This window comes from Rhizobacter sp. P5_C2 (assembly GCF_054049715.1).
On sequence record NZ_JBFULV010000066.1, the window covers coordinates 1 to 23,616 of the forward strand.

Below are 23,616 nucleotides of genomic sequence, written 5' to 3' on the forward strand. Positions count from 1 at the left end.
GCCATGCACGACGCGGTGCCCTGCCGCGTGCAGGCCGGCCAGCACGCCGTCGCGCTCGAGCGCATCGAGCATCGCGTCGGCCACCTCGTGCAGCGACTCGGTCACCGGGGCCTGCAGCGGCAGGTCGGCATGGCGGCCTGCGCGGTCGAGCGACAGCGTGAGCGGCACCTGCTGCAGGTCGAGCCGGCCGCGGCCGACCGGTGACGGCCCGCCGCCGCCGAGGCGGAACAACCCGAGCTTGATCGACGACGAGCCGGCGTTCAGCGTGAGCAGCAGGGGTTCCATCGCGACGGGCTTTCAGTGCGGGTATTGATCTGCAGCATAGTCCGCCGGTTCTGGTGGGCCCATCATCGGCGCCGCAAGGAGGAATCCCATGAACGACTCCGTCATGACACGCGCCGAACACCCGACCGGACCGCTGTCGCCCGAGCAGTTGCAGCGCATCGATGCGTGGTGGCGTGCCGCCAACTATCTGTCGGTCGGGCAGATCTACCTGCGCGACAACCCGCTGCTCGACGAGCCGCTGGCGTTGGCCCACGTGAAGCCGCGCCTGCTCGGCCACTGGGGCACGACGCCCGGGCTGAACCTGCTGTATGCGCACCTGAACCGCGTGATCGCCGCGCACGACCTCGACATGATCTACGTGATCGGCCCGGGGCACGGCGGCCCCGGCCTGGTTGCGAGCGCTTGGCTCGAAGGCTCGTACACCGAGCGCTACCCCGCCATCACGCGCGACCGCGACGGCATGCGCCGGCTGTTCCGCCAGTTCTCGTGGCCGTACGGCATCCCGAGCCACGTGGCGCCGGAGACGCCGGGCTCCATCCATGAAGGCGGCGAGCTCGGTTACTCGCTCGCGCATGCCTTCGGCGCCGCATTCGACAACCCCGGGCTGATCGTCGCCTGCGTGATCGGCGACGGCGAGGCCGAGACCGGGCCGCTCGCCGCAAGCTGGCATTCGAACAAGTTACTGAGCCCGGCGACCGATGGCGCGGTGCTGCCGATCCTGCACCTGAACGGCTACAAGATCGCGAACCCGACGCTGCTCGCGCGCATCGGCCGCGACGAGCTCGAGCAGCTGATGCGCGGCTATGGCTATGAGCCGCATTTCGTGACCGGCAGCGATCCGGCCCAGGTGCACCAGCAGCTCGCCGCGACGCTCGACCGCGTGGTGGCCGACATCCGCGCGATCCAGCAGCAGGCGCGCGCCGGCGGCCCGGTCGAGCGCCCGCGCTGGCCGATGATCGTGCTCGACACGCCCAAGGGCTGGACCGGCCCGAAGACCGTCGACGGCAAGCCGGTCGAAGGCACCTGGCGCGCGCACCAGGTGCCGCTGGCCGACGTGAAGACGCCGGAGCACCTCGCGCAGCTGGAGTCGTGGCTGCGCAGCTACCGGCCGCACGAGCTGTTCGATGCGGAGGGCCGGCTGCGCGACGAACTGGCCGCGCTCGGGCCCACCGGCGCGCGCCGCATGAGCGCGAACCCGCATGCCAACGGCGGCGAGCTGCTGCAGCCGCTCGCGATGCCGCCGTTCCGCGAGCATGCGGTCGCGGTGCCGCAGCCCGGCGCGACGCAGGTCGAATCGACCCGCGTGCTCGGCGAGTTCCTGCGCGAGCTGGTGCGGCGCAACCTCGCGGCGCGCAACTTCCGGCTGTTCGGCCCCGACGAGACCGCGTCGAACCGGCTCGACGCGGTGTACGAGGTCTCCGGCAAGCAGTGGCTCGCGCGCATCGACGAGGTCGACCCGAACCTGAGCGCCGACGGCCGCGTGATGGAGGTGCTCAGCGAGCACCTGTGCGAAGGCTGGCTCGAGGGCTACCTGCTGACCGGCCGGCACGGGATGTTCTCGTGCTACGAGGCCTTCATCCACATCATCGACTCGATGTTCAACCAGCACGCCAAGTGGTTGAAGACCTGCCGGCACATCCCGTGGCGGCGGCCGATCGCGTCGCTGAACTACCTGCTCACCTCGCACGTCTGGCGCCAGGACCACAACGGCTTCTCGCACCAGGACCCGGGCTTCATCGACCATGTCGCCAACAAGAAGTCCGACGTGGTGCGCATCTACCTGCCGCCCGACGCGAACTGCCTGCTGTCGGTGGCCGACCACTGCCTGCGCAGCCGCAACTACGTCAACGTGATCGTCGCCGGCAAGCAGCCGGCCTGGCAGTGGCTCGATGTCGACGCGGCGATCCGCCATTGCCGCACCGGCCTGGGCACCTGGGAGTGGGCCGGCAGCGGCGGCGAGCCGGAGGTGGTGATGGCCTGCGCCGGCGATGTGCCGACGCTCGAGACGCTGGCCGCGGTGACGCTGCTGCGCGACTACGTGCCCGACCTGCGCGTGCGCGTGGTCAACGTGGTCGACCTGCTGGCGCTGCAGCCACCCGGGGAGCATCCGCACGGGCTGAGCGACGAGGCCTTCGACGCGGTCTTCACCGCCGACCGGCCGGTGGTGTTCGCGTTCCATGGCTACCCGTCGCTGGTGCACAAGCTGACCTACCGGCGCCGCAACCACGCGAACATCCACGTGCGTGGCTATCAGGAGGAAGGCACGACGACGACGCCGTTCGACATGGTGGTGCTGAACCAGCTCGACCGCTACCAGCTGGCCTTCGACGCGATCCGCCGCGTGCCGCGGCTGGCCGATCGGGTGCCGGCCGAGGCCGAGCGGCTGGCGGCCACGCTGAAGCGCCACCGCGAGTGGGTGTGCGAGCACGGCGACGACCTGCCGGAGGTGAAGGACTGGCGCTGGTCGCCGCGCTGACAACTTCGCATCGGCGCACGCCGTTGCGTACGTCGGGCGGCCGCCGCGAGGCCGGGATGCCATCCTCCATGCGATGACGATCCCTTCGCTTCGCGACGTTCCCGACAGCTTCGACACCGAGCGCCTGACGATCCGCTGCCCGCGCGCCGGCGAAGGCCCGCTGCTGCACGAGGCCGTCGTCGCGTCGCTCGACGCCTTGCGCGAGTTCCCGGCCTCGCTGCCGTGGGCGATGGCCGAGCCGACCGTCGAGACCGCCGAGCAGTTCTGCCGCGAGGGCCGCGCGCATTTCATGATGCGCTCGATGATGCCGATGCTGCTGTTCCTGAAGGGCAGCGACACGCTGGTCGGCACCGGCAGCCTGCATGCCTTCGACTGGGCGGTGCCCAAGTGCGAGATCGGCTACTGGGCGCATTCGGCCTTCACCGGCCGCGGCCTCGTCACCGAGGCGGTGCAGGCCATCACCGAGCTGGCCTTCGACACGCTCGGCATGCGCCGCATCGAGGCCTTGCCCGATGCCGGCAACACGGCCAGCTGGCGCGTCTGCGAGCGGGCCGGCTACCTGCTCGAAGGCACGCGCCGCAACGACCGCATCACGCCGGACGGCAGCTTGCGAGACTCAAGGGTTTACGCGTTGATTCGCTGAACGACGCCGCCGCTTCGAAGCGGATGTCGCCGTGCTGCACGCACGACTGGTACTCGCGCACCGACAGCGTGGCCGACTGCCGGTCGCCGTCTGCATGCCAGACCAGCTTGACCCACAGCGCGCCTTCGATGATCCAGCACACGCCCGGCGGCACCTGCCGCAGGCCTTCGTCGGTGAGCACCTCGATCCCCGCAATGACCATCCCTCGTTTCATCGCTACCTCCAGTGGTGGGTGCCTTCCGGGGTTCTTCGATCCCGGCGCAGCCTCACTGTAGGGTGGCCCCTTCGTGCCGACCGTGGGCAAGCTTCCGACGCGCTTGTAGGACATCGCCGCGACCTGCGGACGGGCGCGTCGTTTGCCCCGGGCCGCCCCTTCAAACGGTGCAGCTCTGCGATACGATCCCGCGCGTTTTCGAGCTTCTCCGCATGCCATTGCGTGCTGCCTCCCCTTGAATCACAGGATTGCGCCGATGGCCCCGCTTTCGATGAAGTTCGCCCCGGTCCGCAGTGCACGCAGCGGCCTGCCGCTGCCGCCGGGTCCGCTGATCGGCTTCGGCCTCGCGGTGCTGGCGGTGGTGCTGATCGCGTTCTTCTCGTACCGCTCGCTGCAGACCCGCGCCAGCACCGCCGAGCTGGTGACGCACACGATCGAGATCGGCCAGCAGTTGCAGACGCTGCTGTCGGCGGTGAAGGACGCCGAGACCGGCCAGCGCGGCTTCCTGCTGACCGGCAACGAGCTCTACCTCGACCCGTACACCACCGCGCGCGCCGCGCTGCCCGGCCTGGTCCACCGCGTGCGCGAGCTGACGGCCGACAACCCGCGCCAGGTCCAGCGCCTGGACACGCTCGACCGGCTGGCCGCCGACAAGCTGGCCGAACTGGCCGAGACGGTTGCGCTGCGCCGTGCCGGCAACGTGGAGCAGGCGCTCGCGGTGGTGCGAACCGACCGTGGCCGCACGGCGATGAACCGCATCCGCACGATCGTCGCCGAGATGGACGAGGAGGAGCGCAACCTGCTCGCCGGCCGCCAGACCGATTGGCAGGAGGCGGTGAGCCTGTCGTCCAACATCACCTGGATCGGCTCGGCGCTGCTGCTGTTCCTGATCGCGGTGGCGATGGCGATGAGCTCGCGCGAGCACCTGGCGCGCGAGGCCCAGGCCTGGGTGCGCAGCGGGCAGATGGGCGTCGGCGAGCGCGTGCAGGGCGAGCATCGGCTCGATGCGCTGGGCGAGCGCGTGCTGTCGTACCTGGCGCAGTACATGGGGGCACGCGTCGGTGCGCTCTACATCGCCGAGAGCGATGGCCGCTTCCGCCGCTTCGCCGCGCACGGGCTCGACGGCAGCACGGCGGCCACCGAGCTGCGCCCCGGCGACGGCCTGCTCGGGCAGGTGCTGAAGGATGCGAAGCCGGTGCGCGTGACCGACGTGCCCGCCGGCTACCTGCCGGTGGCCTCGTCGCTCGGCCGTGCCGACCCGGCCGAGCTGCTGCTGGCGCCGGCCGTCATCGACGGGACGGTGCAGGCGGTCGTCGAACTCGGTTTCCTGCACCGCACGCGCGAGGCCGAGCAGGAGCTGCTGCTGCGTGTCTCCGAGGCGCTCGCGGTGGCGGTGCGCACCGCGAAGGACCGCACGCGCCTTGAAGAACTGCTCGAGGAGACCCAGCGCCAGGCCGAGGAACTGCAGGCCCAGCAGGAAGAACTGCGCGTCAGCAACGAAGAGCTCGAAGAGCAGGGCCGCGTGCTGAAGGAATCGCAGGCCCAGCTCGAGGCCCAGCATGCCGAGATGGAGCAGACCAACGCCCAGCTCGAGGAGCAGACCCAGCTGCTGGAGCACCAGAAGGACAACCTCGCGGCGGCCCAGGTCACGCTGACCGGGAAGGCCGACGAGCTGGAGCGCGCCAACCAGTACAAGAGCGAGTTCCTGGCCAACATGAGCCATGAGCTGCGCACGCCGCTGAACTCGACGCTGATCCTCGCGAAGCTGCTGGCCGACAACAAGGACGGCAACCTGACGGCCGAGCAGGTCAAGTTCGCGCAGACCATCGCCGGGGCCGGCAACGACCTGCTGGCGCTGATCAACGACATCCTCGACCTGTCGAAGATCGAGGCCGGCAAGGTCGAGGTGCAGATCGAGCCGGTGCTGGTCAGCCGCCTGGTCGAGTCGCTGAACGGCAACTTCCAGCCGGCGGCGCAGCAGAAGGGCATCGTGTTCAGCTCCGAGATCGAGCCCGGCACGCCGCAGCGCATCGAGTCGGACGCGCAGCGTGTCGGGCAGATCCTGAACAACCTGCTGTCGAACGCGCTGAAGTTCACCGCGGCCGGCGAGGTGTCGCTGCGCATCGCGCCGGACGGCGACGGCATGCTGTCGTTCGCGGTGCGCGACAGCGGCATCGGCATCGCCGAGCACCAGCAGGAGATCATCTTCGAGGCCTTCCGCCAGGCCGACGGCAGCACGCACCGCAAGTACGGCGGCACCGGGCTCGGGCTGTCGATCTCGCGCGACCTGGCGAGGTTGCTGGGCGGGGACATCACGGTGCGCAGCACGCCGGGGGAGGGCAGCGTGTTCACGTTGACGCTACCGGTGGTGGGAGTGGCACGGGCCGCCGGCGACGTGCAGACGCGACAGCCGGCGAGGCCGCAGGCCGAACCGGCGCCCCCGGAACCCCGGCCCGACTCCCAGCGCGAGCTGCCGATCCCGCGAAACATCCTGGCGCCGCTTCCGCTCGACGACGACCGCGACCAGCTCGCGCCCGGCAAGCGGCTGATCCTGGTCGTCGAGGACGACATGCGCTTCGCGGCGATCCTGCGCGACCTGATCCATGAATCCGGCTTCCAGTGCCTGCTTGCGCACACGGCCGGCGACGGCATCCGCGCGGCGCAGGAATTCCGCCCGAGCGCGATCCTGCTCGACATGAACCTGCCCGACCACTCGGGCCTGGGCGTGCTCGACCAGCTGAAGCACAGCGCGCAGACGCGCCACATCCCGGTGCACGTGATCTCGGTGGCCGACTACAGCCAGGAGGCCCTGCAGCGCGGCGCGGTCGGCTATGCGCTGAAGCCGGTCAAGCGCGACCAGCTGGTCGTGGCGCTGAAGCGGCTCGAGGACAAGTTCATGCAGAGCGTGCGCCGCGTGCTGGTGGTGGAGGACGACGCGCGCCAGCGCGAGAGCATCCGCCACCTGCTCGGCGCCGACGACGTGCAGATCACCGACGTGGCGAACGCCGCCGAGGCGCTGGCCGCGTTGCAGTCAACCACCTTCGACTGCATGGTGATGGACCTGAACCTGCCCGACCTGAGCGGCTACGAGCTGCTCGAGAAGATGGCCGGCCAGGACGACGTGGCCTTCCCGCCGGTGATCGTCTACACCGGGCGCTCGCTGACGCGCGACGAGGAGCAGGGTCTGCGCCGCTTCTCGCGCTCGATCATCGTGAAGGACGCGCGCTCGCCGGAGCGGCTGCTCGACGAGGTGACGCTGTTCCTGCACCAGGTCGAATCGCACCTGCCGGCCGAGAGCCAGCGCATGCTGAAGGCCGCGCGCGACCGCGACGCGACGCTCGAAGGCCGGCGCATCCTGGTGGTCGAGGACGACGTGCGCAACATCTTCGCGCTGTCGAGCGTGCTGGAGCCGAAGGGCGTGAAGATCGAGATCGCGCGCAACGGGCGCGAGGCGCTGGAGGTGCTGGCGCGCATCGGCATCGGCCATGGGCAGATCGACCTGGTGCTGATGGACATCATGATGCCGGAGATGGACGGCTTCACCGCGATGCGCGAGATCCGCAAGCGCGACGACTGGCGCAAGCTGCCGATCATCGCGCTGACCGCCAAGGCCATGAAGGACGACCACGAGAAGTGCCTGGCCGCCGGTGCCAACGACTACATCGCGAAGCCGCTCGACGTCGAGAAGCTGCTGTCGCTGGTGCGGGTGTGGATGCCGAAATGAAGGCGGCGCCCGCGCTACCGGAGGTGGCTCCCGAGGTCTCGGGTGTCGACATCGAGCTGCGCCTGCTGATCGATGCGATCTACCTGAAGTACCACTACGACTTCCGCGGCTACGCGAACGCCTCGTTGAAGCGGCGGCTCGGTACCGCGATGACGCGCTTCGGCTGCCGCACGCTGAGCCAGCTGCAGGACAAGGTGCTGCACGAGCCGTCGACCTTCCCGGCGCTGCTCGACTACCTGACGGTGCAGGTCAGCGAGATGTTCCGCGACCCGTCGTACTTCAGGTCGCTGCGCGAGCAGGTGGTGCCGCTGTTGCGCACCTGGCCGTCGCTGAAGGTCTGGGTGGCCGGCTGCAGCGCCGGCGAAGAGGTGTATTCGCTCGCGATCCTGCTGCGCGAGGAGGGCCTGCTCGAGCGCACGCTGATCTACGCGACCGACATCAACGCGCATGCGCTGCAGCGCGCCGAGGCCGGCGTGTACGAGCTGGACCGCATCGCCGGCTTCTCCGCCAACCACCAGCGCAGCGGGGCGCGCGGCTCGCTGTCGGATTTCTACACCGCGGCCTACGGGCGCGCGGTGTTCGACAAGTCGCTGAAGAAGCACATCGTCTTCTCCGACCACAGCCTGGCCACCGACAGCGTGTTCGCCGAGGTGCAGCTGGTGTCGTGCCGCAACGTGCTGATCTACTTCAACCGCGAGCTGCAGGACCGCGCGCTCGGGCTGTTCCGCGAGGCGCTGTGCCGGCAGGGCTTCCTCGGGCTCGGCTCGAAGGAGTCGCTGCGCTTCTCGAGCCATGCCGATGCGTTCAACGAGGTGGTGCGCGACGACCGGATCTTCCAGAAGCGGGGGGAGGCATGACCTCTCTTGCGACAGACCTGGCACGGTCCGTCGATGCCGTCGTGATCGGCACCTCGGCCGGCGGCGTCGAGGCGCTGATGGCGCTGCTGCCGGCGCTGCCGGCCACGCTGCGCGCGGCGGTGCTGGTCGTGATCCACCTGCCGCGCGAGCGCCCGAGCCTGCTGGTGGAGATCTTCGCGCCGCGCTGCGCGCGCCCGGTGCGCGAGGCGCAGGACAAGGAACCGGTCGAGCCGGGCTGCGTGTACTTCGCGCCGCCCGACTACCACCTGCTGGTGGATCGGGTGGACGAGGGGCCGTGCCTCGCGCTGTCGGCCGATCCGCTGGTCAATTTTTCGCGGCCTTCGATCGACGTGCTGTTCGAGTCGGCGGCTGACGTGTACGGGTCGCGGCTGCTGGGCATCGTGCTGACCGGCGGCAACCAGGACGGCGCGGCCGGGCTGGCCGCGGTGGCGCGTGGTGGCGGGCTGACGGCGGTGCAGCAGCCCGACACGGCGGCGGTGTCGTGGATGCCGGCCGCGGCGCTGAAGGCGCTGAAGACGGGGGGGCCTGATCATTTGTTGCCGCTCGACGGCCTGGCCGCGCTGTTGCGCGGGTTGTAGAGAAAGGATGCAACGCATGCTTGCACCGGTGAAATGCCTGATGGTCGACGACCTGGACGAGAACCTGCTGGCGCTGTCGGCGCTGTTGCGCGGCGAGGGCGTCGAGCTGCTGCAGGCGCGCTCGGGCGCGCAGGCGCTGGAGCTGCTGCTGGTGCACGACGTGGCGCTCGCGCTGCTCGACGTGCAGATGCCCGAGATGGACGGCTTCCAGCTGGCCGAGCTGATGCGCGGCAGCGAGCGCACGCGCCATGTGCCGATCATCTTCGTGACGGCCGGTGGGCGCGACCAGCAGCGTATCTTCAAAGGCTACGAGAGCGGGGCGGTCGATTTCCTGTTCAAGCCGATCGAGGCGCACATCCTGCGCAACAAGGCGGAGGTGTTCTTCCAGCTGTACCGGCAGAAGCAGCAGCTGGCGCACGAGCTGCGCGAGCGCACCGAGACGCTGCGCCTGAACGAGATGTTCGTCGCGATGCTGGGCCACGACCTGCGCAACCCGCTGAACGCGATCCTGACCTCGGCCACGCTGCTGCAGCGTCGCGCGGCCGACGAGATCACCGGCCAGACCGCCGGCCGCATCCTGCAGGGTGGGCGGCGCATGAGCGCGATGATCGAGAACATGCTCGACCTGGCGCGCGGCCGGCTGGCCGGCGGCATCGCGGTGCAGCGCGGGCCGGCCGACCTGGGGGCCATCGTCGAGCGGGTGCTGCAGGAGCTGCAGGCGGCCGTGCCCGAGGCGCGCATCGTCGTCCGGCGCAGTGGCGACCTGGCGGGTGAGTGGGATGCCGAGCGGTTGTCGCAGGTGGTCGCGAACCTGGTCGGCAACGCGTTGCAGCATGGCGCGCCGGGCGAGGTGGTCGAGCTGGTGCTCGACGGCGACGACCCGGCTGAACTGACGCTGGTGGTCGTCAACGAGGGCTGCATCGCGGCGGAGTTGCTGCCGTCGCTGTTCGACCCGTTCCGCAGTGGCGAGCGCCCGCGCGGGCGCAACGAGGGGCTGGGTCTCGGGCTCTACATCGTGCGGCAGATCGTGCTGGCGCACGGCGGGCGCGTCGACGTGGAGCCGTGTGGGGAGGGCAAGCGCACGATGTTCACGGTGCAGTTGCCGCGCCGGAACCCGAACTCCCGTTCGGGCTGAGCTTGTCGAAGCCTGCGAGCGGCCCTTCGACAAGCCCTCAAGAAACAGCAAGCTTCCGTTCGCCCTGAGCAGGGACTGAGCCTGTCGAAGGCCCGTCCGTCGAAGGGTTGTGCCCGAAGCGCGCGAGGCCTTCGACAAGCTCAGTCCGACCCTTCGACAGGCTCAGGTCCTTCGACAGGCTCAGGACGATCGGGCCCTTCGACAGCCTCAGGGCGAACGGTTTGTTGTCGGCCGAAGGCTCAGTCCACCAGCGTCGCCTCCAGCGAGATATCGGCCTTCAACAGCTTCGACACAGGACAACCCGCCTTCGCCTTCGCCGCGAGTTCCTGGAACGTCGCGTTGTCCGCACCGGGCACCTTGGCCGCGAGCGTCAGGTGAACCGCGCTGATCGCGAAACCGCCTTCTACTTGCTCCAGCGTGACCTTGGCCGTGGTGTCCATCTTCTCGGCGCGCAGCTTGGCTTCACCAAGGATTAGCGACAAGGCCATCGTGAAGCAGGCGGCGTGCGCCGCACCGAGCAGTTCCTCGGGGTTGCTGCCGGGCATGCCTTCGAAGCGGCTCGCGAAGCCGTAGGGGTAGTCTTTCAGGGCGCCGCTCTCGGTCGAGATCGAGCCCTTGCCGTCCTTGATGCCGCCCGACCATTGGGCCGAGCCCTTGCGGTTGATCTTCATGCTGCTCTCCTGGATGTGGAGGGCGCAGCGTAGCGCGTTACGGCTACCAATGGAACCAGGCGGCGATGCCCAGTCCGAGGCCGAGCACGCTCATCACGTACACCGCGTACTCCGTCCAGCGCCGCTTCGTCAGCAGCGCGATCGCCGCCATCGCGATCGAGATCGACAGCGCGGTGGTGGCCTGCGCCCAGCGGTGGTGCTGGTGCATCTGCTCCTCGCTCTGCTTGTCGAAGGCGGTCGATTCGTCTTCCAGCTTCTTGGCCGCCGTCATGATCTCGGCCTTCTCGGTCTTGTAGCGCTTGATCTCCTCGGCGTAGAACGCGCGCCGGCCCTCGGGCGCCAGCTCGACCGCCAGCTCGGCCAGGTTCTGCTTGCTGCTCTTGGCCTGGTAGTAATTCCACTGGTTCGACGCCTCGGTCTTGCGGATCGCGGCATCGTTCTTGAAGAGCCCGGCGTTGGCCTGCGTCGCGCCGCCCATGTACGAGAAGATCGCACCGACGGTCGCGAGGATCGCGGTGATCACCGCCAACTGGCCGGCGTGGCCGTCGGGGTCGTGCTGGGCCGCGTGCTCCAGCTCGTGGTCGTGCGGGCCGTGGACGTGGAAACCGTGTTCGGACATGTCATCCTCCTCGTGTTGTCAAAGCTTGCGTGTGTAAGTGACCCAGCGGTAGCGCAGGCCTTCCGGGCTGGTCTGGAAGTCGCCGGGCTCGGCGCTGAACTGCGCGCGGTCCCAGTCGGGGAAAAAAACGTCGGCGTCGAAGTCGGCGTCGAGCTCGGTCAGCACCAGCTCGTCGACCCGCGGCAGCGCTTCGCGGTAGATCTCGGCCCCGCCGATCACGAAGGCCTTCGGCACCTCGCCGGCCAGTGCGATCGCCTCGTCCAGCGATCCGGCGCGCTCGGCACCGTCGGCCTGCCAGCCCGGCTGGCGCGTGATCACGATGTTGCGGCGGCCCGGCAGCGGCCGGCCGATCGAATCCCAGGTCTTGCGGCCCATCAGCACCGGCGCGCCGAGCGTGGTGCGCTTGAAGAACTTCAGGTCTTCGGAGATGTGGCAGAGCAGGGCATTGCCCTTGCCGATGGCGCCGTTGCGGGCCACGGCGGCGATCAGGCTGATCAGCGGTCGAGAGCGTGTCATGGGCGCGATTGTCGCCGCGGCCGGTGGCGCCCCGATATCAGGCCGGCATCGCGGCGTCACGTCCATTCGTCAGGTGCTGCTGCATCAGCTGCTGCACCTTGGCGCCATCGCGCGCCTTCAGCGCGGCCATGATCCTGCGGTGCTCCTTCAGCGACGCGTCGAGCCGCCCCTGCTTGAACAGCGAATGGTGCCGGTTCAGCTTCATCACCTTGCGCAGGTCGGTGACCAGCTGGTGGCGCCAGCGGTTGTCGGCGATCTCCAGCAGCCGCATGTGGAACTGCTCGTTCGCGCGGAAGAACGCATCGCGGTCGGCCACGCTGTCTTCGAGCGCCTGGTGCAGTGCCTGCAGCTCGGCCAGCTGCGCGTCGCTCGCCAGCGTGGCGGCCGAGGCCGCGGCATCGCTCTCGAGCAGCGCCAGCAGGTGGAACACCTCGGCCAGGTCGCGCTCGGAGACCTCGGTGACGTAGGCGCCGCGGCGCAGCTTCATCGTCACCAGCCCCTCGGCGGCCAGCACCTTCAGCGCCTCGCGCAACGGCGTGCGGCTGATGCCGTACTCGGCCGTCAGGGCTTGCTCGTCGATCCAGCTGCCGGGCGCCAGCGTGTGCGCCATGATGCGCGCACGCAGGCGCTCGGCGACCTGCACGTAGAGCGCCTGGGTGGCCGGCAGCGTGGCGTTGCGGGCGAGGGGGGCCGCCTTGGCGGTGGAAACCTTGGACATATAATTCAATTTTGAATTATGGATGACGCCTGCCGGGTCGTCCAGCGGAGCAGGCCCATGTCTGACCAGAAAAAACCGGATGACAAAGACGCGGTGTCGGGTGCGGTGTTGAATTCCGATGCGCTGCCCGCGTGGCAGAAGGCGGCCGCGAAATCCGCGCCGGGCGGGAATGTCGACGCGCTCGACTGGGTCACGCCCGAGGGCATCCGCGTGAAGCCGCTGTACACCGCCGCCGACACCCGCGAGCTGCCCTGGACCGACACGCTGCCCGGCTTCGCGCCGTTCGTGCGCGGCCCGCAGGCGACGATGTACGCGGTGCGGCCGTGGACGATCCGCCAGTACGCCGGCTTCTCGACCGCCGAGGCCTCGAACGCGTTCTACCGCAAGGCCCTCGATGCCGGTGCGCAGGGCGTCAGCGTCGCGTTCGACCTGGCCACCCACCGCGGCTACGACAGCGACCACCCGCGCGTGACCGGCGACGTCGGCAAGGCGGGCGTCGCGATCGACAGCGTCGAGGACATGAAGATCCTGTTCGACGGCATCCCGCTCGACAAGGTGTCGGTGTCGATGACGATGAACGGCGCGGTGCTGCCGGTGCTGGCCGGCTACGTGGTGGCGGCCGAGGAGCAGGGCGTGCCGCAGGACCAGCTGAGCGGGACCATCCAGAACGACATCCTCAAGGAGTTCATGGTCCGCAACACCTACATCTTCCCGCCCGAGCCGAGCATGCGGGTGATCGGCGACATCATCGCGTACACCGCGAAGCAGATGCCGAAGTTCAACTCGATCAGCATCAGCGGCTACCACATGCAGGAAGCCGGCGCGAACCAGGCGCTGGAGCTGGCCTTCACACTGGCCGACGGCAAGGAGTACGTGAAGACGGCGCTGGCCAAGGGGCTGGACGTCGACGAGTTCGCCGGGCGCCTGAGCTTCTTCTGGGCGGTCGGGATGAACTTCTACCTCGAGGTGGCCAAGATGCGCGCGGCGCGGCTGCTGTGGTGGCGGATCATGAGCGGCTTCGGCGCGAAGAACCCGAAGAGCCTGATGCTGCGCACCCACTGCCAGACCTCGGGCTGGAGCCTGACCGAGCAGGACCCGTACAACAACGTGGTGCGCACCACGGTCGAGGCGATGGCCGCGGTGTTCGGCGGCACGCAGAGCCTGCACACCAACGCGCTCGACGAAGCGATCGCGTTGCCCACCGATTTCAGCGCGCGCATCGCGCGCAACACGCAGCTGATCATCCAGGAAGAGACGCACATCACCAGCGTGGTCGACCCCTGGGCCGGCAGCTACATGATGGAGAAGCTGACGCAGGACATGGCGGACGCGGCCTGGACGCTGATCGAGGAAGTGGACGCGATGGGCGGCATGGTGAAGGCCGTCGACAGCGGCTGGGCCAAGCTGAAGATCGAGGCGAGCGCGGCCGAGAAGCAGGCGCGCATCGATTCGGGTCGCGACGTGATCGTCGGCGTCAACAAGTACAAGCTGAAGCAGGAAGACCCGATCGACATCCTCGACATCGACAACCATGCGGTGCGCGAGAACCAGCTGAAGCGGCTCGCACAGGTGCGCGCGGCGCGCGATGCCGCGGCGGTCGAGCGGGCGCTGGCGGCACTCACCGAGTGCGCGCAGTCGGGGCAGGGCAACCTGCTGGCCTTGTCGATCGACGCGGTGCGTGCGCGCGCCACGGTGGGCGAGGTCAGCGATGCGCTGGAGAAGGTGTGGGGGCGCCATCGCGCCGATACGCAAAAGGTGACCGGTGTGTATGCAGCTGCCTACGACAGTGCCGAGGGCTGGGCCCAGCTCCAGCAGGAGATCGCCGAGTTCGCGCAGGCGCAGGGCCGGCGTCCGCGCGTGATGATCGCCAAGCTCGGGCAGGACGGGCACGACCGCGGCGCGAAGGTGGTGGCCACCGCGTTCGCCGACCTGGGCTTCGACGTCGACATGGGGCCGCTGTTCCAGACCGCTGAAGAATGCGCGCGGCAGGCGATCGAGAACGACGTGCACGCGGTGGGCGTCAGCACGCTGGCGGCGGGCCACAAGACGCTGGTGCCGGCGATCATCGAATCGCTGAAGGCGCAGGGCGCGGACGACATCATCGTGTTCGTCGGCGGCGTGATCCCGCGCCAGGACTACGACTTCCTCTACGAGGCCGGCGTGAAGGGCATCTACGGGCCGGGCACGCCGATCCCGGCGAGCGCGAAGGATGTGCTGGAGCAGATCCGCTTGGCGCAGCGCCGGTGATACAGTAATACGGTACTCCATTCCATCCCGGGAGCCGCCATGGCCGTGTCCGTCCGCATGGATCCCTTGCTGGAGCGCGAGCTCGAACTCGCGGCCAAGCGCAAGGGCATCACCAAGTCGCAATTCATCGTCGAGGCCGTCGAGCGTGCGCTCGGGCGGCGCAACCCCCATGCGCTGATGCAGTCGCTCAAGGTCGAAGAGGAACAGCGGGCCTACGGGCCCAACGCCGTCCCGCGCGAGCGCGATGTCGCCAGGGCCTTCGAAGGTGAGGAGCAGCCCTACGACACCGACACCTCGCGTGCTGCCCTGATCGGCCGCCTGAAGAAGAAGCATGGCCTCGACGGCACTCGTTGACGCCAGCGTGCTGGTGGCCGTCTTCGGTCGCGACCAGCCGCATCAGGAACGGTACCTGCAACTGCTGCAGCAGGCCGAGGCACAGCACTGGACCCTGGCCACCACCTGGCCCTGTGTGGTCGAGGCGAGCCACCTGCTCGGCCTGCCGCAGCGCTACACCTGCCTGCGCTGGATTGCCGCGGGCGGGCTGAGCGTCTATCCCTTCGACCAGGAAGCGCTCGAATCGATGGTGGAGTGGATGCGCGTGTACACCGAAGAGCCGCGCACGCAGATGGACCTGGCCGACGCCTCGCTGTTCTGCCTGGCGCATGAAACCAGCGTCACGCGCATCATGACCACCGACGTGCGCGACTTCTCACGCTACCGCCTGCCGGACGGGCGCGCGTTCGAGATCCTCTGAGCCGCCGTCCATGCCAGATCCCGACGCCTTGAGCCAAGCCGTGCTGGGCCGCGATCCTGCGGGGCGGCGGCGCGCCGTCGCCAAGGCGATCACGTTGCTGGAGTCCACGCGTGCCGACCATCGCGCGCAGGCCGACGCGCTGCTGAACACGCTGCTGCCCCACACCGGCCGCGCGCTGCGCCTCGGCATCTCCGGCGTCCCCGGCGTCGGCAAGTCGACCTTCATCGAGGCTTTCGGGCTGCACCTGATCGCGCAAGGCCACCGCGTCGCGGTGCTGACGGTCGACCCGTCGTCCACCATCTCCGGCGGCTCGATCCTCGGCGACAAGACGCGCATGGAGCAGCTGTCCGTCAACGACGCCGCCTACATCCGCCCGAGCCCGTCGTCGGGCACGCTCGGCGGCGTGGCCGAGAAGACGCGCGAGGCGATGCTGGTCTGCGAGGCCGCCGGCCACGACGTCGTGCTGGTCGAGACCGTCGGCGTCGGCCAGAGCGAAACCGCGGTCGCCAGCATGACCGACATGTTCGTGCTGCTGCAGCTGCCGAACGCCGGCGACGACCTGCAGGCCATCAAGAAGGGCGTGATGGAGCTCGCCGACCTGGTCGTCATCAACAAGGCCGATCTCGACCCGGTGGCCGCGACCCGCGCCGAGGCGCAGATCACCAGCGCGCTGCGCGTGTTCAGCTTCCACGGCCGTCCCGACCAGGTGCCGCCGGCGCGCGTGATGCAGATCAGCGCGCTCAAGGTGCAGGGCATCACCGAATTCTGGCAACGCGTGCAGCAGTTCGCCGACGAGCGCCGCGCGAGCGGCGAGTTCGCGCGCCGCCGCGAGCGCCAGGCGCAGGCCTGGATGTGGGACCTGATCCACGCCCGGCTGCATGCCGACTTCAAGCACCATCCCCGCGTGCATGCAGCGCTGGCCGATGTCACGCGCGACGTCGCCGCCGCGCGCATCGCCCCGTCATCGGCCGCGCACACGCTGCTGCGCCTTTTCTTCTCGTCCCCGTCTTCATCCCCGGAGTGAGCTGACATGCACGACATCCTCGAACAACTCGAAGCCAAGCGCGCGCTCGCGCGACTGGGCGGCGGCGAGAAACGCATCGCCGCGCAGCACGGCAAGGGCAAGCTGACCGCGCGCGAGCGCATCGAGCTGCTGCTCGACGAAGGCACCTTCGAAGAATGGGACATGTTCGTCGAGCACCGCTGCCACGACTTCGGCATGGCCGACAACAAGATCCCCGGCGATGGCGTCGTCACCGGCTACGGGATGATCAACGGCCGCCTCGTGTTCGTGTTCAGCCAGGACTTCACGGTGTTCGGCGGCGCGCTCAGCGAAGCCCATGCCGAGAAGATCTGCAAGGTGATGGACCAGGCGATGAAGGTCGGCGCGCCGGTGATCGGGCTCAACGACTCGGGTGGCGCGCGCATCCAGGAAGGCGTGGCCTCGCTCGGCGGTTATGCCGAGGTGTTCCAGCGCAACGTGATGGCCTCGGGCGTGGTGCCGCAGATCAGCATGATCATGGGCCCGTGTGCCGGCGGCGCGGTCTACTCGCCGGCGATGACCGACTTCATCTTCATGGTGAAGGACAGCTCGTACATGTTCGTCACCGGCCCCGAGGTCGTGAAGACCGTGACGCATGAAGAGGTGACGGCCGAGGAGCTGGGCGGCGCCGCCACCCACACCAGCCGCAGCGGCGTGGCCGACCTGGCGTTCGAGAACGACGTCGATGCGCTTGCGATGCTGCGCCGGCTCTACAACTACCTGCCGCTGAACAACCGCGAGAAGGCGCCGGTGCGGCCGAGCAACGATCCGGCCGAGCGCATCGACCTGTCGCTCGACACGCTGGTGCCCGACAACCCGAACAAGCCCTACGACATGAAGGAGCTGATCGTGAAGACCGCCGACGACGGCGACTTCTTCGAGCTGCAGCCGGAGTACGCGAAGAACATCATCATCGGCTTCTGCCGCATGGAAGGCCAGACGGTCGGTGTCGTCGCGAACCAGCCGCTGGTGCTGGCCGGCTGCCTGGACATCAAGAGCAGCATCAAGGCGGCGCGCTTCGTGCGGTTCTGCGATGCGTTCAACATCCCGGTCGTCACCTTCGTCGACGTGCCGGGCTTCATGCCGGGCACCAGCCAGGAGTACGGCGGCATCATCAAGCACGGCGCCAAGCTGCTGTATGCGTATGCCGAGTGCACGGTGCCCAAGATCACGGTGATCACGCGCAAGGCTTATGGCGGCGCCTACGACGTGATGAGCTCCAAGCACCTGCGCGGCGATGTGAACTTCGCATGGCCGAACGCCGAGATCGCGGTGATGGGCGCGAAGGGCGCGGTCGAGATCATCTTCCGCGAGGAGAAGGGCGATCCGGCCCGGCTCGCGGCGCGCGAGGCCGAGTACAAGGCCAAGTTCGCGAACCCGTTCGTGGCCGGCGCGCGTGGCTTCATCGACGACGTGATCCAGCCGCATGAGACGCGCCGGCGCATCTGCCGCTCGCTGGTGATGCTGCGCAACAAGAAGATCGAGAACCCGTGGCGCAAGCACGGCAACATCCCGCTGTGAGGAGCGCCCCGATGTTTACCAAGATCCTGATCGCCAACCGCGGCGAGATCGCCTGCCGCGTGATCCACACCGCGAAGAAGATGGGCATCCAGACGGTCGCGGTGTACTCCGATGCCGACCGCGACGCGCGCCACGTCGAGCTCGCCGATGAAGCGGTGCACATCGGCCCGGCCGCGTCGCGCGAGTCGTACCTGGTGATGGACAAGATCATCGCTGCCTGCAAGCAGACCGGCGCGCAGGCGGTGCACCCGGGCTACGGCTTCCTCAGCGAGAACGAGGAGTTCGCGCGCCGCGTCGAGGAAGAAGGCATCGTCTTCATCGGCCCGAAGCATGCGTCGATCGCCGCGATGGGCGACAAGATCGCCTCGAAGAAGCTCGCCGCCGCGGCGAAGGTCAACACCATCCCCGGCCACAACGCCGCGATCGACACCGCCCAGCATGCGGTCGAGATCGCGAAGGGCATCGGCTACCCGGTGATGATCAAGGCGAGCGCCGGCGGCGGCGGCAAGGGGTTGCGCGTCGCGTTCAACGACAAGGAGGCCTTCGAAGGCTTCAGCGCGTGCCAGAACGAGGCGCGCAACAGTTTCGGCGACGACCGCGTGTTCATCGAGAAGTTCGTCGAGGAGCCGCGCCACATCGAGATCCAGGTGCTGGGCGATGCGCACGGCAACACCGTCTACCTGTGGGAGCGCGAGTGCTCGATCCAGCGCCGCCACCAGAAGGTGATCGAGGAGGCACCCAGCCCCTTCCTCGACGAGAAGACGCGCCAGGCGATGGGCGCGCAGGCGGTGGCGCTCGCGAAGGCGGTGAACTACCAGTCGGCCGGCACGGTGGAGTTCGTGGTCGGCAAGGACCGCAGCTTCTACTTCCTCGAGATGAACACCCGGCTGCAGGTGGAGCACCCGGTGACCGAGGGCATCACCGGGCTCGACCTGGTGGAGCTGATGATCCGCATCGCGGCCGGCGAGAAGCTGCCGTTCACGCAAGGCGAGATCAAGCGCGACGGCTGGGCGATGGAGTGCCGCATCAACGCCGAAGACCCGTTCCGCAACTTCCTGCCGTCGACCGGCCGGCTGGTGCGCTACCAGCCGCCGGCGCAGCAGGGCGGCGTGCGCGTGGACACCGGCGTGTATGAAGGCGGCGAGATCCCGATGTTCTACGACTCGATGATCGCGAAGCTGATCGTGCACGGCAGCGACCGCGCCGACGCGATCGCGAAGATGCGCGAGGCGCTGAACGGCTTCGCGATCCGCGGCATCAGCTCGAACATCCCGTTCCAGGCGGCGTTGCTGGCGCACCCGAAGTTCGTCGCCGGCGACTTCAACACCGGCTTCATCGCCGAGCACTTCCCGAAAGGCTTCTCGGCCGAGCTGGTGGTGCCGGCCGACCCGTTGTTCCTGCGCGCACTGGCGGCGGTGGCGAACCGGCAGCACCTGGAGCGCGCTGCGGGCATCAGCGGGCAGATGCCGGGGCACGAGTTCCAGGTGGGCGAGGAGTTCGTCGTCGTCGTGCCGCTGGGCGAGGGGCGCAGCGAGCGCACCGCGTTGACGGTGCGGCCGCAAGGGGGCAGCTACGAGGTGCGGGTGGGCGAGGCGCGCTACCTGATCGAGTTCGATTCGAACCTGCGCGACCTGGTGATCCGCGGGCATTGCAACGGCCGGCCGTTCTGCGCGCAGATCGAGCGGCTGGGCCTGGCGTACCGCGTGTCGCACGACGGCGCGCAGATCGACGCACGCGTGCTGGCGCCGCGCGTGGCCGAGCTGCAGGCGCTGATGCCGTTCAAGGCACCGCCGGATCTGTCGAAGTTCTTGCTGTCGCCGATGCCGGGGCTGCTGGTCGATGTGGCCGTCGCGCCGGGCCAGCAGGTGCGCGCCGGCGAGCGGCTCGCGACGATCGAGGCGATGAAGATGGAGAACATCCTGGTGGCCACGCAGGACGGCGTCGTGGCCGAGGTGTCTGCTGCCAAGGGCGAAAGCCTGGCGGTCGACCAGGTGATCATCCGTTTTGAATGACAAGGCCCCGGATTGGCATCCGGGATTCAAGGATCTGAAATGACAACCCGTCCCTTCAAGGTGCTCGGCATCCAGCAGGTCGCCATCGGCGGCCCCAGCAAGGACCGCCTGCGCACGCTCTGGGTCGACAAGCTCGGCCTCGAGCTCACCGGCAACTTCGTCAGCGAACGCGAGAACGTCGATGAAGACATCTGCGCGATGGGCCGCGGCGCGTTCAAGGTCGAGGTCGACCTGATGCAGCCGCTCGACCCCGACAAGAAGCCCGCCGTCCACACCACGCCGCTGAACCACATCGGCCTGTGGATCGACGACCTGCCGCGCGCCGTCGAATGGCTCACCGCGAACGGCGTGCGCTTCGCCCCCGGCGGCATCCGCAAGGGCGCGGCCGGCCACGACATCTGCTTCGTGCACCCGAAGAGCAACGACGAGTTCCCGGTGGCCGGCGAGGGCGTGCTGATCGAGCTGGTGCAGGCGCCGCCGGAGATCGTCGCCGCGCTCGGATAGACAGCACAAGCAGAAAAGCCCGCCCATCACGAGCGGGCTTTCTGCTTTCAGGTCATTCGATCAGAACGCGTGGCGAATGCCGGCAGTGAACTCGGTGATGTCACGGTCATCGGCGGTCGTCAGGCCGGCCGGGACGGCGCTGGCCCAGCGGTTGCCGTAGCCGTCACCCTCGTTCTTGAAGCGGGTCACCGCGCTGTACAGCGCGGTGCGCTTCGACAGGTCGTACTGGTAGCCGACGCCGAAGGCCTTGGTGGTACCTTCATTGACGTTCTTGGCCTTGTTCTCGACGAACTGCGCACGCACCGTATTCGCGCCGAAGCGGTAGTCGCCACCAACCCAGAAGCCCTGGCCGTCGGCGTCCACCGCGCTGCGGTCGTTCACCGCGATCACGCCGGCGGTGCCGTGCCAGTCGCCGTAGGTGTAGCCGACCGCGCCCGAGGTCGTGCGCACGTCCTGCGACGTCAGGTCCTGCTTGTCGTCGACGAACGAGACCATCGCATCGAAACCGTAGCCGCTGTAGCGGGCATAGATGTCGGCGACGCGCTGGTCGTTGGTGGCACCGGTGGTTTCACCGAATCCCCACAGCGCACCGGCCTTGAAGCCGGCGAAGGTGGGCGACTCGTACTTGACCGAGTTGTTGACGCGGGCCGGGCCGCCGTTGCCGGTGGCGCTGTAGGTGGTGCCGCCGCGCACCGGCTCATAGCCGCCGAAGCCGCCGATCACGGCGGTGCTCGCGCCGGTGGAGACGTTCGAGAACTCGCTGAAGTCGCTCGACAGGTTGTAGATGCTGCCGTATTGGCGACCCAGGGTCAGCGTGCCGAGCTGCGCCGAGCCGAGGCCGACGTACGACTGGCGACCCCAGAAGGCGTTCTGGCCGTTGGTGCCGTCGTCGATGTTGACGCCGCTCTCGAGCACGGCCAGGGCACGCAGGCCGCCGCCGAGGTCTTCGGTGATGCGCAGGCCGAAGCGCGAGCCCTGCAGGCCGCCGGACTGGACGCGGCTCAGGTTGGCCGCGCCGTTGGCGATCTGCACGTAGGCGTCGGCGATGCCGTACAGCGTCACGTTGGTGGTGGATGCTTGAGCGTCTTGCGCGTTGGCGGCGGCCGAGGCGGCCAGTGCGACCGCGGTCACGGCAAAGGTGGCGAACTTCATTCGAGTTTTCTCCGAGGGGGTGGAAGGCCCGCATCGTAGAAACCCGTCCCGTACAGGAACCTGACCGGAAGATGACGCGTTTGTCAGTTTCCGTTCAAACCGCCATCGGCGCCGTCAACGGCGCATGGTGCTCATACCCCATCAGCGCGAAGTCCGACGGCTCGACCTTCTCCAGCCACTCCGGCTCGTAGCGCCCGGTCTTCGCGTAGTCGGGAATGCGGTCCGACAACTGCAGTTGCGGCGATGCGAACGGCGTGCGCGTCAGCTGCTCGCGCAGCATGTCGACGTGGGTCTCGTAGATGTGCGCATCACCGATGAAGTAGGTGAACCAGCGCGGCGTGTAGCCGGTGAGCCGCCCCACCAGGTGCAGCAGCGCCGCGCCTTCGGTCAGGTTGAACGGCGTGCCCAGGCCGACGTCGTTGCTGCGGATGTACAGGCACAGCGAGATCTCGCGCTTCTCCTGGCTGACCAGGAACTGGTACAGCAGGTGGCAGGGCGGCAGCGCCATCTCGTCGAGCTGCGCCCAGTTCCAGCCGTGGAACAGGATGCGCCGGCTGCCGGGGTCCTTGATGATCGTGTCCAGGCATTGGCGCAGCTGGTCGATCGCCTTGTACAGCAGCACCCGTTCGGCCTCGCCGTCGTCGAACACCGCGGTGAACTGGTAGCCGCGCGCGATCGCGTCGTCGATCTGCGCCGTCTGCGTCGCATCGATCACCTTGTAGGCTGGCCAGTTGCGCCACTGCACGCCGTACACCGGGCCGAGGTCGTCGGCCTGCAGGCGATACGGGTTGGCCAGCCACTGCGGGTTCTCGTTGGCGTTCTGGTCCCACACCTTGCAGCCCAGCGCGCGGAACTCGGCCGCGCTGCGGCTCGCCCGCAGGAAGCCCACCATCTCGCCAACCGCCGACTTGAACGCGAGCTTCTTCGTCGTCACCGCCGGGAAGCCCTGCTGCAGGTCGAAGCGCAGCGTGGCGCCGGGGATGCTCAGCGTGCGCACGCCGGTGCGGTTGTCCTGCCAGCTGCCGTGGTCGAAGATGCTCTGGACGAGGTCGAGGTACTGTTTCATGGGGTGGTCGCGATCGGATCCGCGATTATCGATGCAACGAAAAAGGGCGCCGAAGCGCCCTGGGATGACCTGCCGAACCCGACGGTCAGGACTGGCCCGGCTCGCGCAGGAACAGTTCCACGCGGCGGTTCTTCGCCCGGCCGGCTTCGCTGCCGTTGTCGGCCACCGGCTCGCGCTCGCCATGGCCGGCGGTCTCGATGCGGCTCGCGGCCACGCCGCGCGTGCTCAGGTAGTCGCGCACGCTGTGGGCGCGCTCCAGCGACAGCGGGTTGTTGATCGCGTCGGAGCCGGTGTTGTCGGTGTGGCCGACGATGCTCAGGCGCACGTTCGGGTCGTTCTTCAGGCTCTCGGCGAACGGGTCGAGCACGGCGCGCAGCTCGGGCTTGATGGTCGCGCTGCCGGTCGAGAACGACACGTCGTTCGGCACGTTCAGCTTCAGCTGGTTGTCGGCGGTGCGGGTGACCTCGACGCCGGTGCCCTTGGTCGCCTGCTCCATCTGGGCGCGGCGTTCTTCCTGGCGCTTCGACCAGATGTTGCCGGCCACCGCGCCGAGCGCGCCGCCGATCACCGCGCCGGTGCCGGCCTTGCCGCCGGTCACCGAGCCAAGCACGGCACCGGCTGCTGCGCCGGCGCCGGCGCCGACGGCGGTGCCCTTCTGGCGTTCACTCATGTTTTCGCAGCCGGCCAGCAGAACGGCGGCGGCAGCGCTGACGATCAGCGCGGTGGATCGGAAGGTGAGGGTGTTCATGGTTTTCTCCTGGAAAAAAGTTTCGTGCGCGCGAGCGGACAGCGAGTATCGACCGCGCGTTTGACAGCTGTCTGTCGGCCGTCGGTAACAGTTGATGTCGGCCGGCGCTTACA

The 23,616-nt window shown here is 68.6% G+C and carries 21 protein-coding genes and 1 pseudogene; 13 read left to right on the top strand and 9 right to left on the bottom strand.

Annotated elements, in window-relative coordinates; translation table 11 throughout:
• Positions 1-285 (bottom strand): annotated as a pseudogene (locus tag ACXJLU_RS22120) (acetate/propionate family kinase); the annotation flags it as partial.
• An 88-nt stretch (positions 286-373) separates the two neighbouring features.
• Here ACXJLU_RS22120 and ACXJLU_RS22125 point away from each other — a divergent pair.
• Complete coding sequence (locus tag ACXJLU_RS22125) at positions 374-2,761, top strand: phosphoketolase family protein (RefSeq protein ID WP_457334689.1); 2,388 nt, start codon at positions 374-376, stop codon at positions 2,759-2,761.
• Positions 2,762-2,834: 73 nt separating this feature from the next.
• On the top strand, positions 2,835-3,404 hold the full coding sequence (locus ACXJLU_RS22130) for a GNAT family N-acetyltransferase (protein WP_457334691.1): 570 nt from the start codon (positions 2,835-2,837) through the stop codon (positions 3,402-3,404).
• Here the strand turns inward: ACXJLU_RS22130 and ACXJLU_RS22135 are convergent.
• Entirely contained in the window at positions 3,352-3,618 is a 267-nt protein-coding gene (locus tag ACXJLU_RS22135; RefSeq protein ID WP_457334693.1) for a hypothetical protein, read from the bottom strand. The two genes, ACXJLU_RS22130 and ACXJLU_RS22135, sit on opposite strands and share 53 nt — an antisense overlap.
• 256 nt (positions 3,619-3,874) lie before the next feature.
• On the opposite strand from ACXJLU_RS22135, the gene ACXJLU_RS22140 reads away from it, so the two are divergent.
• Genes ACXJLU_RS22140 through ACXJLU_RS22155 form a run of 4 tightly spaced genes read left to right on the top strand, consistent with a single transcriptional unit; the run spans position 3,875 to position 9,933 of the window.
• A complete protein-coding gene (locus tag ACXJLU_RS22140) occupies positions 3,875-7,342 on the top strand; it encodes a response regulator (protein WP_457334695.1) in 3,468 nt (1,155 codons plus the stop codon).
• Complete coding sequence (locus tag ACXJLU_RS22145) at positions 7,339-8,199, top strand: CheR family methyltransferase (RefSeq protein ID WP_457334697.1); 861 nt, start codon at positions 7,339-7,341, stop codon at positions 8,197-8,199. The genes ACXJLU_RS22140 and ACXJLU_RS22145 overlap by 4 nt, the downstream gene beginning before the upstream one ends.
• Positions 8,196-8,798 (top strand): chemotaxis protein CheB, encoded by a 603-nt coding sequence (locus ACXJLU_RS22150; RefSeq protein WP_457334699.1) that lies wholly within the window; start codon positions 8,196-8,198, stop codon positions 8,796-8,798. The genes ACXJLU_RS22145 and ACXJLU_RS22150 overlap by 4 nt, the downstream gene beginning before the upstream one ends.
• A gap of 16 nt (positions 8,799-8,814) precedes the next feature.
• Entirely contained in the window at positions 8,815-9,933 is a 1,119-nt protein-coding gene (locus tag ACXJLU_RS22155; protein WP_457334701.1) for a hybrid sensor histidine kinase/response regulator, read from the top strand.
• Between the two features lie 239 nt (positions 9,934-10,172).
• Here ACXJLU_RS22155 and ACXJLU_RS22160 read toward each other — a convergent pair whose 3' ends face one another.
• Genes ACXJLU_RS22160 through ACXJLU_RS22175 form a run of 4 tightly spaced genes read right to left on the bottom strand, consistent with a single transcriptional unit; the run spans position 10,173 to position 12,457 of the window.
• A complete protein-coding gene (locus tag ACXJLU_RS22160; protein ID WP_304442403.1) occupies positions 10,173-10,598 on the bottom strand; it encodes an OsmC family protein in 426 nt (141 codons plus the stop codon).
• A gap of 49 nt (positions 10,599-10,647) precedes the next feature.
• The gene (locus ACXJLU_RS22165) at positions 10,648-11,223 is read right to left on the bottom strand and encodes a DUF4337 domain-containing protein (protein ID WP_457334703.1); all 576 of its coding nucleotides are present in this window, start codon (positions 11,221-11,223) and stop codon (positions 10,648-10,650) included.
• 18 nt (positions 11,224-11,241) lie between these two features.
• Positions 11,242-11,739 (bottom strand): dihydrofolate reductase, encoded by a 498-nt coding sequence (locus tag ACXJLU_RS22170; protein WP_457334705.1) that lies wholly within the window; start codon positions 11,737-11,739, stop codon positions 11,242-11,244.
• A 37-nt stretch (positions 11,740-11,776) separates the two neighbouring features.
• The gene (locus tag ACXJLU_RS22175) at positions 11,777-12,457 is read right to left on the bottom strand and encodes a GntR family transcriptional regulator (RefSeq protein ID WP_457334707.1); all 681 of its coding nucleotides are present in this window, start codon (positions 12,455-12,457) and stop codon (positions 11,777-11,779) included.
• 57 nt (positions 12,458-12,514) lie between these two features.
• On the opposite strand from ACXJLU_RS22175, the gene scpA reads away from it, so the two are divergent.
• From scpA to ACXJLU_RS22210, 7 genes are read left to right on the top strand one after another with little or no spacing between them, the layout of a single operon-like run.
• Entirely contained in the window at positions 12,515-14,704 is a 2,190-nt protein-coding gene (scpA, locus tag ACXJLU_RS22180) for a methylmalonyl-CoA mutase (protein ID WP_457334709.1), read from the top strand.
• Positions 14,705-14,743: 39 nt separating this feature from the next.
• A complete protein-coding gene (locus ACXJLU_RS22185) occupies positions 14,744-15,058 on the top strand; it encodes a hypothetical protein (RefSeq protein WP_457334710.1) in 315 nt (104 codons plus the stop codon).
• The gene (locus ACXJLU_RS22190) at positions 15,036-15,458 is read left to right on the top strand and encodes a type II toxin-antitoxin system VapC family toxin (protein ID WP_457334712.1); all 423 of its coding nucleotides are present in this window, start codon (positions 15,036-15,038) and stop codon (positions 15,456-15,458) included. Before ACXJLU_RS22185 ends, ACXJLU_RS22190 begins: the two co-directional genes overlap by 23 nt.
• A gap of 10 nt (positions 15,459-15,468) precedes the next feature.
• Entirely contained in the window at positions 15,469-16,482 is a 1,014-nt protein-coding gene (gene meaB, locus ACXJLU_RS22195) for a methylmalonyl Co-A mutase-associated GTPase MeaB (protein WP_457334714.1), read from the top strand.
• Between the two features lie 6 nt (positions 16,483-16,488).
• A complete protein-coding gene (locus ACXJLU_RS22200; protein WP_457334716.1) occupies positions 16,489-18,021 on the top strand; it encodes an acyl-CoA carboxylase subunit beta in 1,533 nt (510 codons plus the stop codon).
• Positions 18,022-18,032: 11 nt separating this feature from the next.
• Entirely contained in the window at positions 18,033-20,033 is a 2,001-nt protein-coding gene (gene accC / locus ACXJLU_RS22205) for an acetyl-CoA carboxylase biotin carboxylase subunit (protein ID WP_457334718.1), read from the top strand.
• A gap of 39 nt (positions 20,034-20,072) precedes the next feature.
• A complete protein-coding gene (locus ACXJLU_RS22210) occupies positions 20,073-20,537 on the top strand; it encodes a VOC family protein (protein WP_457334720.1) in 465 nt (154 codons plus the stop codon).
• Between the two features lie 60 nt (positions 20,538-20,597).
• Here ACXJLU_RS22210 and ACXJLU_RS22215 read toward each other — a convergent pair whose 3' ends face one another.
• From ACXJLU_RS22215 to ACXJLU_RS22225, 3 genes are all read right to left on the bottom strand, one after another.
• Positions 20,598-21,689: a porin gene (locus tag ACXJLU_RS22215; RefSeq protein ID WP_457334722.1), complete on the bottom strand. Its 1,092-nt coding sequence runs from the start codon at positions 21,687-21,689 to the stop codon at positions 20,598-20,600.
• Positions 21,690-21,783: 94 nt separating this feature from the next.
• Entirely contained in the window at positions 21,784-22,755 is a 972-nt protein-coding gene (locus ACXJLU_RS22220; protein ID WP_457334724.1) for a thymidylate synthase, read from the bottom strand.
• Between the two features lie 85 nt (positions 22,756-22,840).
• Complete coding sequence (locus ACXJLU_RS22225; protein ID WP_073468465.1) at positions 22,841-23,503, bottom strand: YiaD family glycine zipper/OmpA-like lipoprotein; 663 nt, start codon at positions 23,501-23,503, stop codon at positions 22,841-22,843.
• Positions 23,504-23,616: the final 113 nt, after the last annotated feature.

Bases quoted from the DNA above. Each gene is read 5' to 3' on its own strand.
- ACXJLU_RS22125 (WP_457334689.1), top strand. From the start codon at position 374: ATGAACGACTCCGTCATGACACGCGCCGAACACCCGACCGGACCGCTG.
- ACXJLU_RS22130 (WP_457334691.1), top strand. From the start codon at position 2,835: ATGACGATCCCTTCGCTTCGCGACGTTCCCGACAGCTTCGACACCGAG.
- ACXJLU_RS22135 (WP_457334693.1), bottom strand. From the start codon at position 3,618: ATGAAACGAGGGATGGTCATTGCGGGGATCGAGGTGCTCACCGACGAA.
- ACXJLU_RS22140 (WP_457334695.1), top strand. From the start codon at position 3,875: ATGGCCCCGCTTTCGATGAAGTTCGCCCCGGTCCGCAGTGCACGCAGC.
- ACXJLU_RS22145 (WP_457334697.1), top strand. From the start codon at position 7,339: ATGAAGGCGGCGCCCGCGCTACCGGAGGTGGCTCCCGAGGTCTCGGGT.
- ACXJLU_RS22150 (WP_457334699.1), top strand. From the start codon at position 8,196: ATGACCTCTCTTGCGACAGACCTGGCACGGTCCGTCGATGCCGTCGTG.
- ACXJLU_RS22155 (WP_457334701.1), top strand. From the start codon at position 8,815: ATGCTTGCACCGGTGAAATGCCTGATGGTCGACGACCTGGACGAGAAC.
- ACXJLU_RS22165 (WP_457334703.1), bottom strand. From the start codon at position 11,223: ATGTCCGAACACGGTTTCCACGTCCACGGCCCGCACGACCACGAGCTG.
- ACXJLU_RS22170 (WP_457334705.1), bottom strand. From the start codon at position 11,739: ATGACACGCTCTCGACCGCTGATCAGCCTGATCGCCGCCGTGGCCCGC.
- ACXJLU_RS22175 (WP_457334707.1), bottom strand. From the start codon at position 12,457: ATGTCCAAGGTTTCCACCGCCAAGGCGGCCCCCCTCGCCCGCAACGCC.
- scpA (WP_457334709.1), top strand. From the start codon at position 12,515: ATGTCTGACCAGAAAAAACCGGATGACAAAGACGCGGTGTCGGGTGCG.
- ACXJLU_RS22185 (WP_457334710.1), top strand. From the start codon at position 14,744: ATGGCCGTGTCCGTCCGCATGGATCCCTTGCTGGAGCGCGAGCTCGAA.
- ACXJLU_RS22190 (WP_457334712.1), top strand. From the start codon at position 15,036: ATGGCCTCGACGGCACTCGTTGACGCCAGCGTGCTGGTGGCCGTCTTC.
- meaB (WP_457334714.1), top strand. From the start codon at position 15,469: ATGCCAGATCCCGACGCCTTGAGCCAAGCCGTGCTGGGCCGCGATCCT.
- ACXJLU_RS22200 (WP_457334716.1), top strand. From the start codon at position 16,489: ATGCACGACATCCTCGAACAACTCGAAGCCAAGCGCGCGCTCGCGCGA.
- accC (WP_457334718.1), top strand. From the start codon at position 18,033: ATGTTTACCAAGATCCTGATCGCCAACCGCGGCGAGATCGCCTGCCGC.
- ACXJLU_RS22210 (WP_457334720.1), top strand. From the start codon at position 20,073: ATGACAACCCGTCCCTTCAAGGTGCTCGGCATCCAGCAGGTCGCCATC.
- ACXJLU_RS22215 (WP_457334722.1), bottom strand. From the start codon at position 21,689: ATGAAGTTCGCCACCTTTGCCGTGACCGCGGTCGCACTGGCCGCCTCG.
- ACXJLU_RS22220 (WP_457334724.1), bottom strand. From the start codon at position 22,755: ATGAAACAGTACCTCGACCTCGTCCAGAGCATCTTCGACCACGGCAGC.
- ACXJLU_RS22225 (WP_073468465.1), bottom strand. From the start codon at position 23,503: ATGAACACCCTCACCTTCCGATCCACCGCGCTGATCGTCAGCGCTGCC.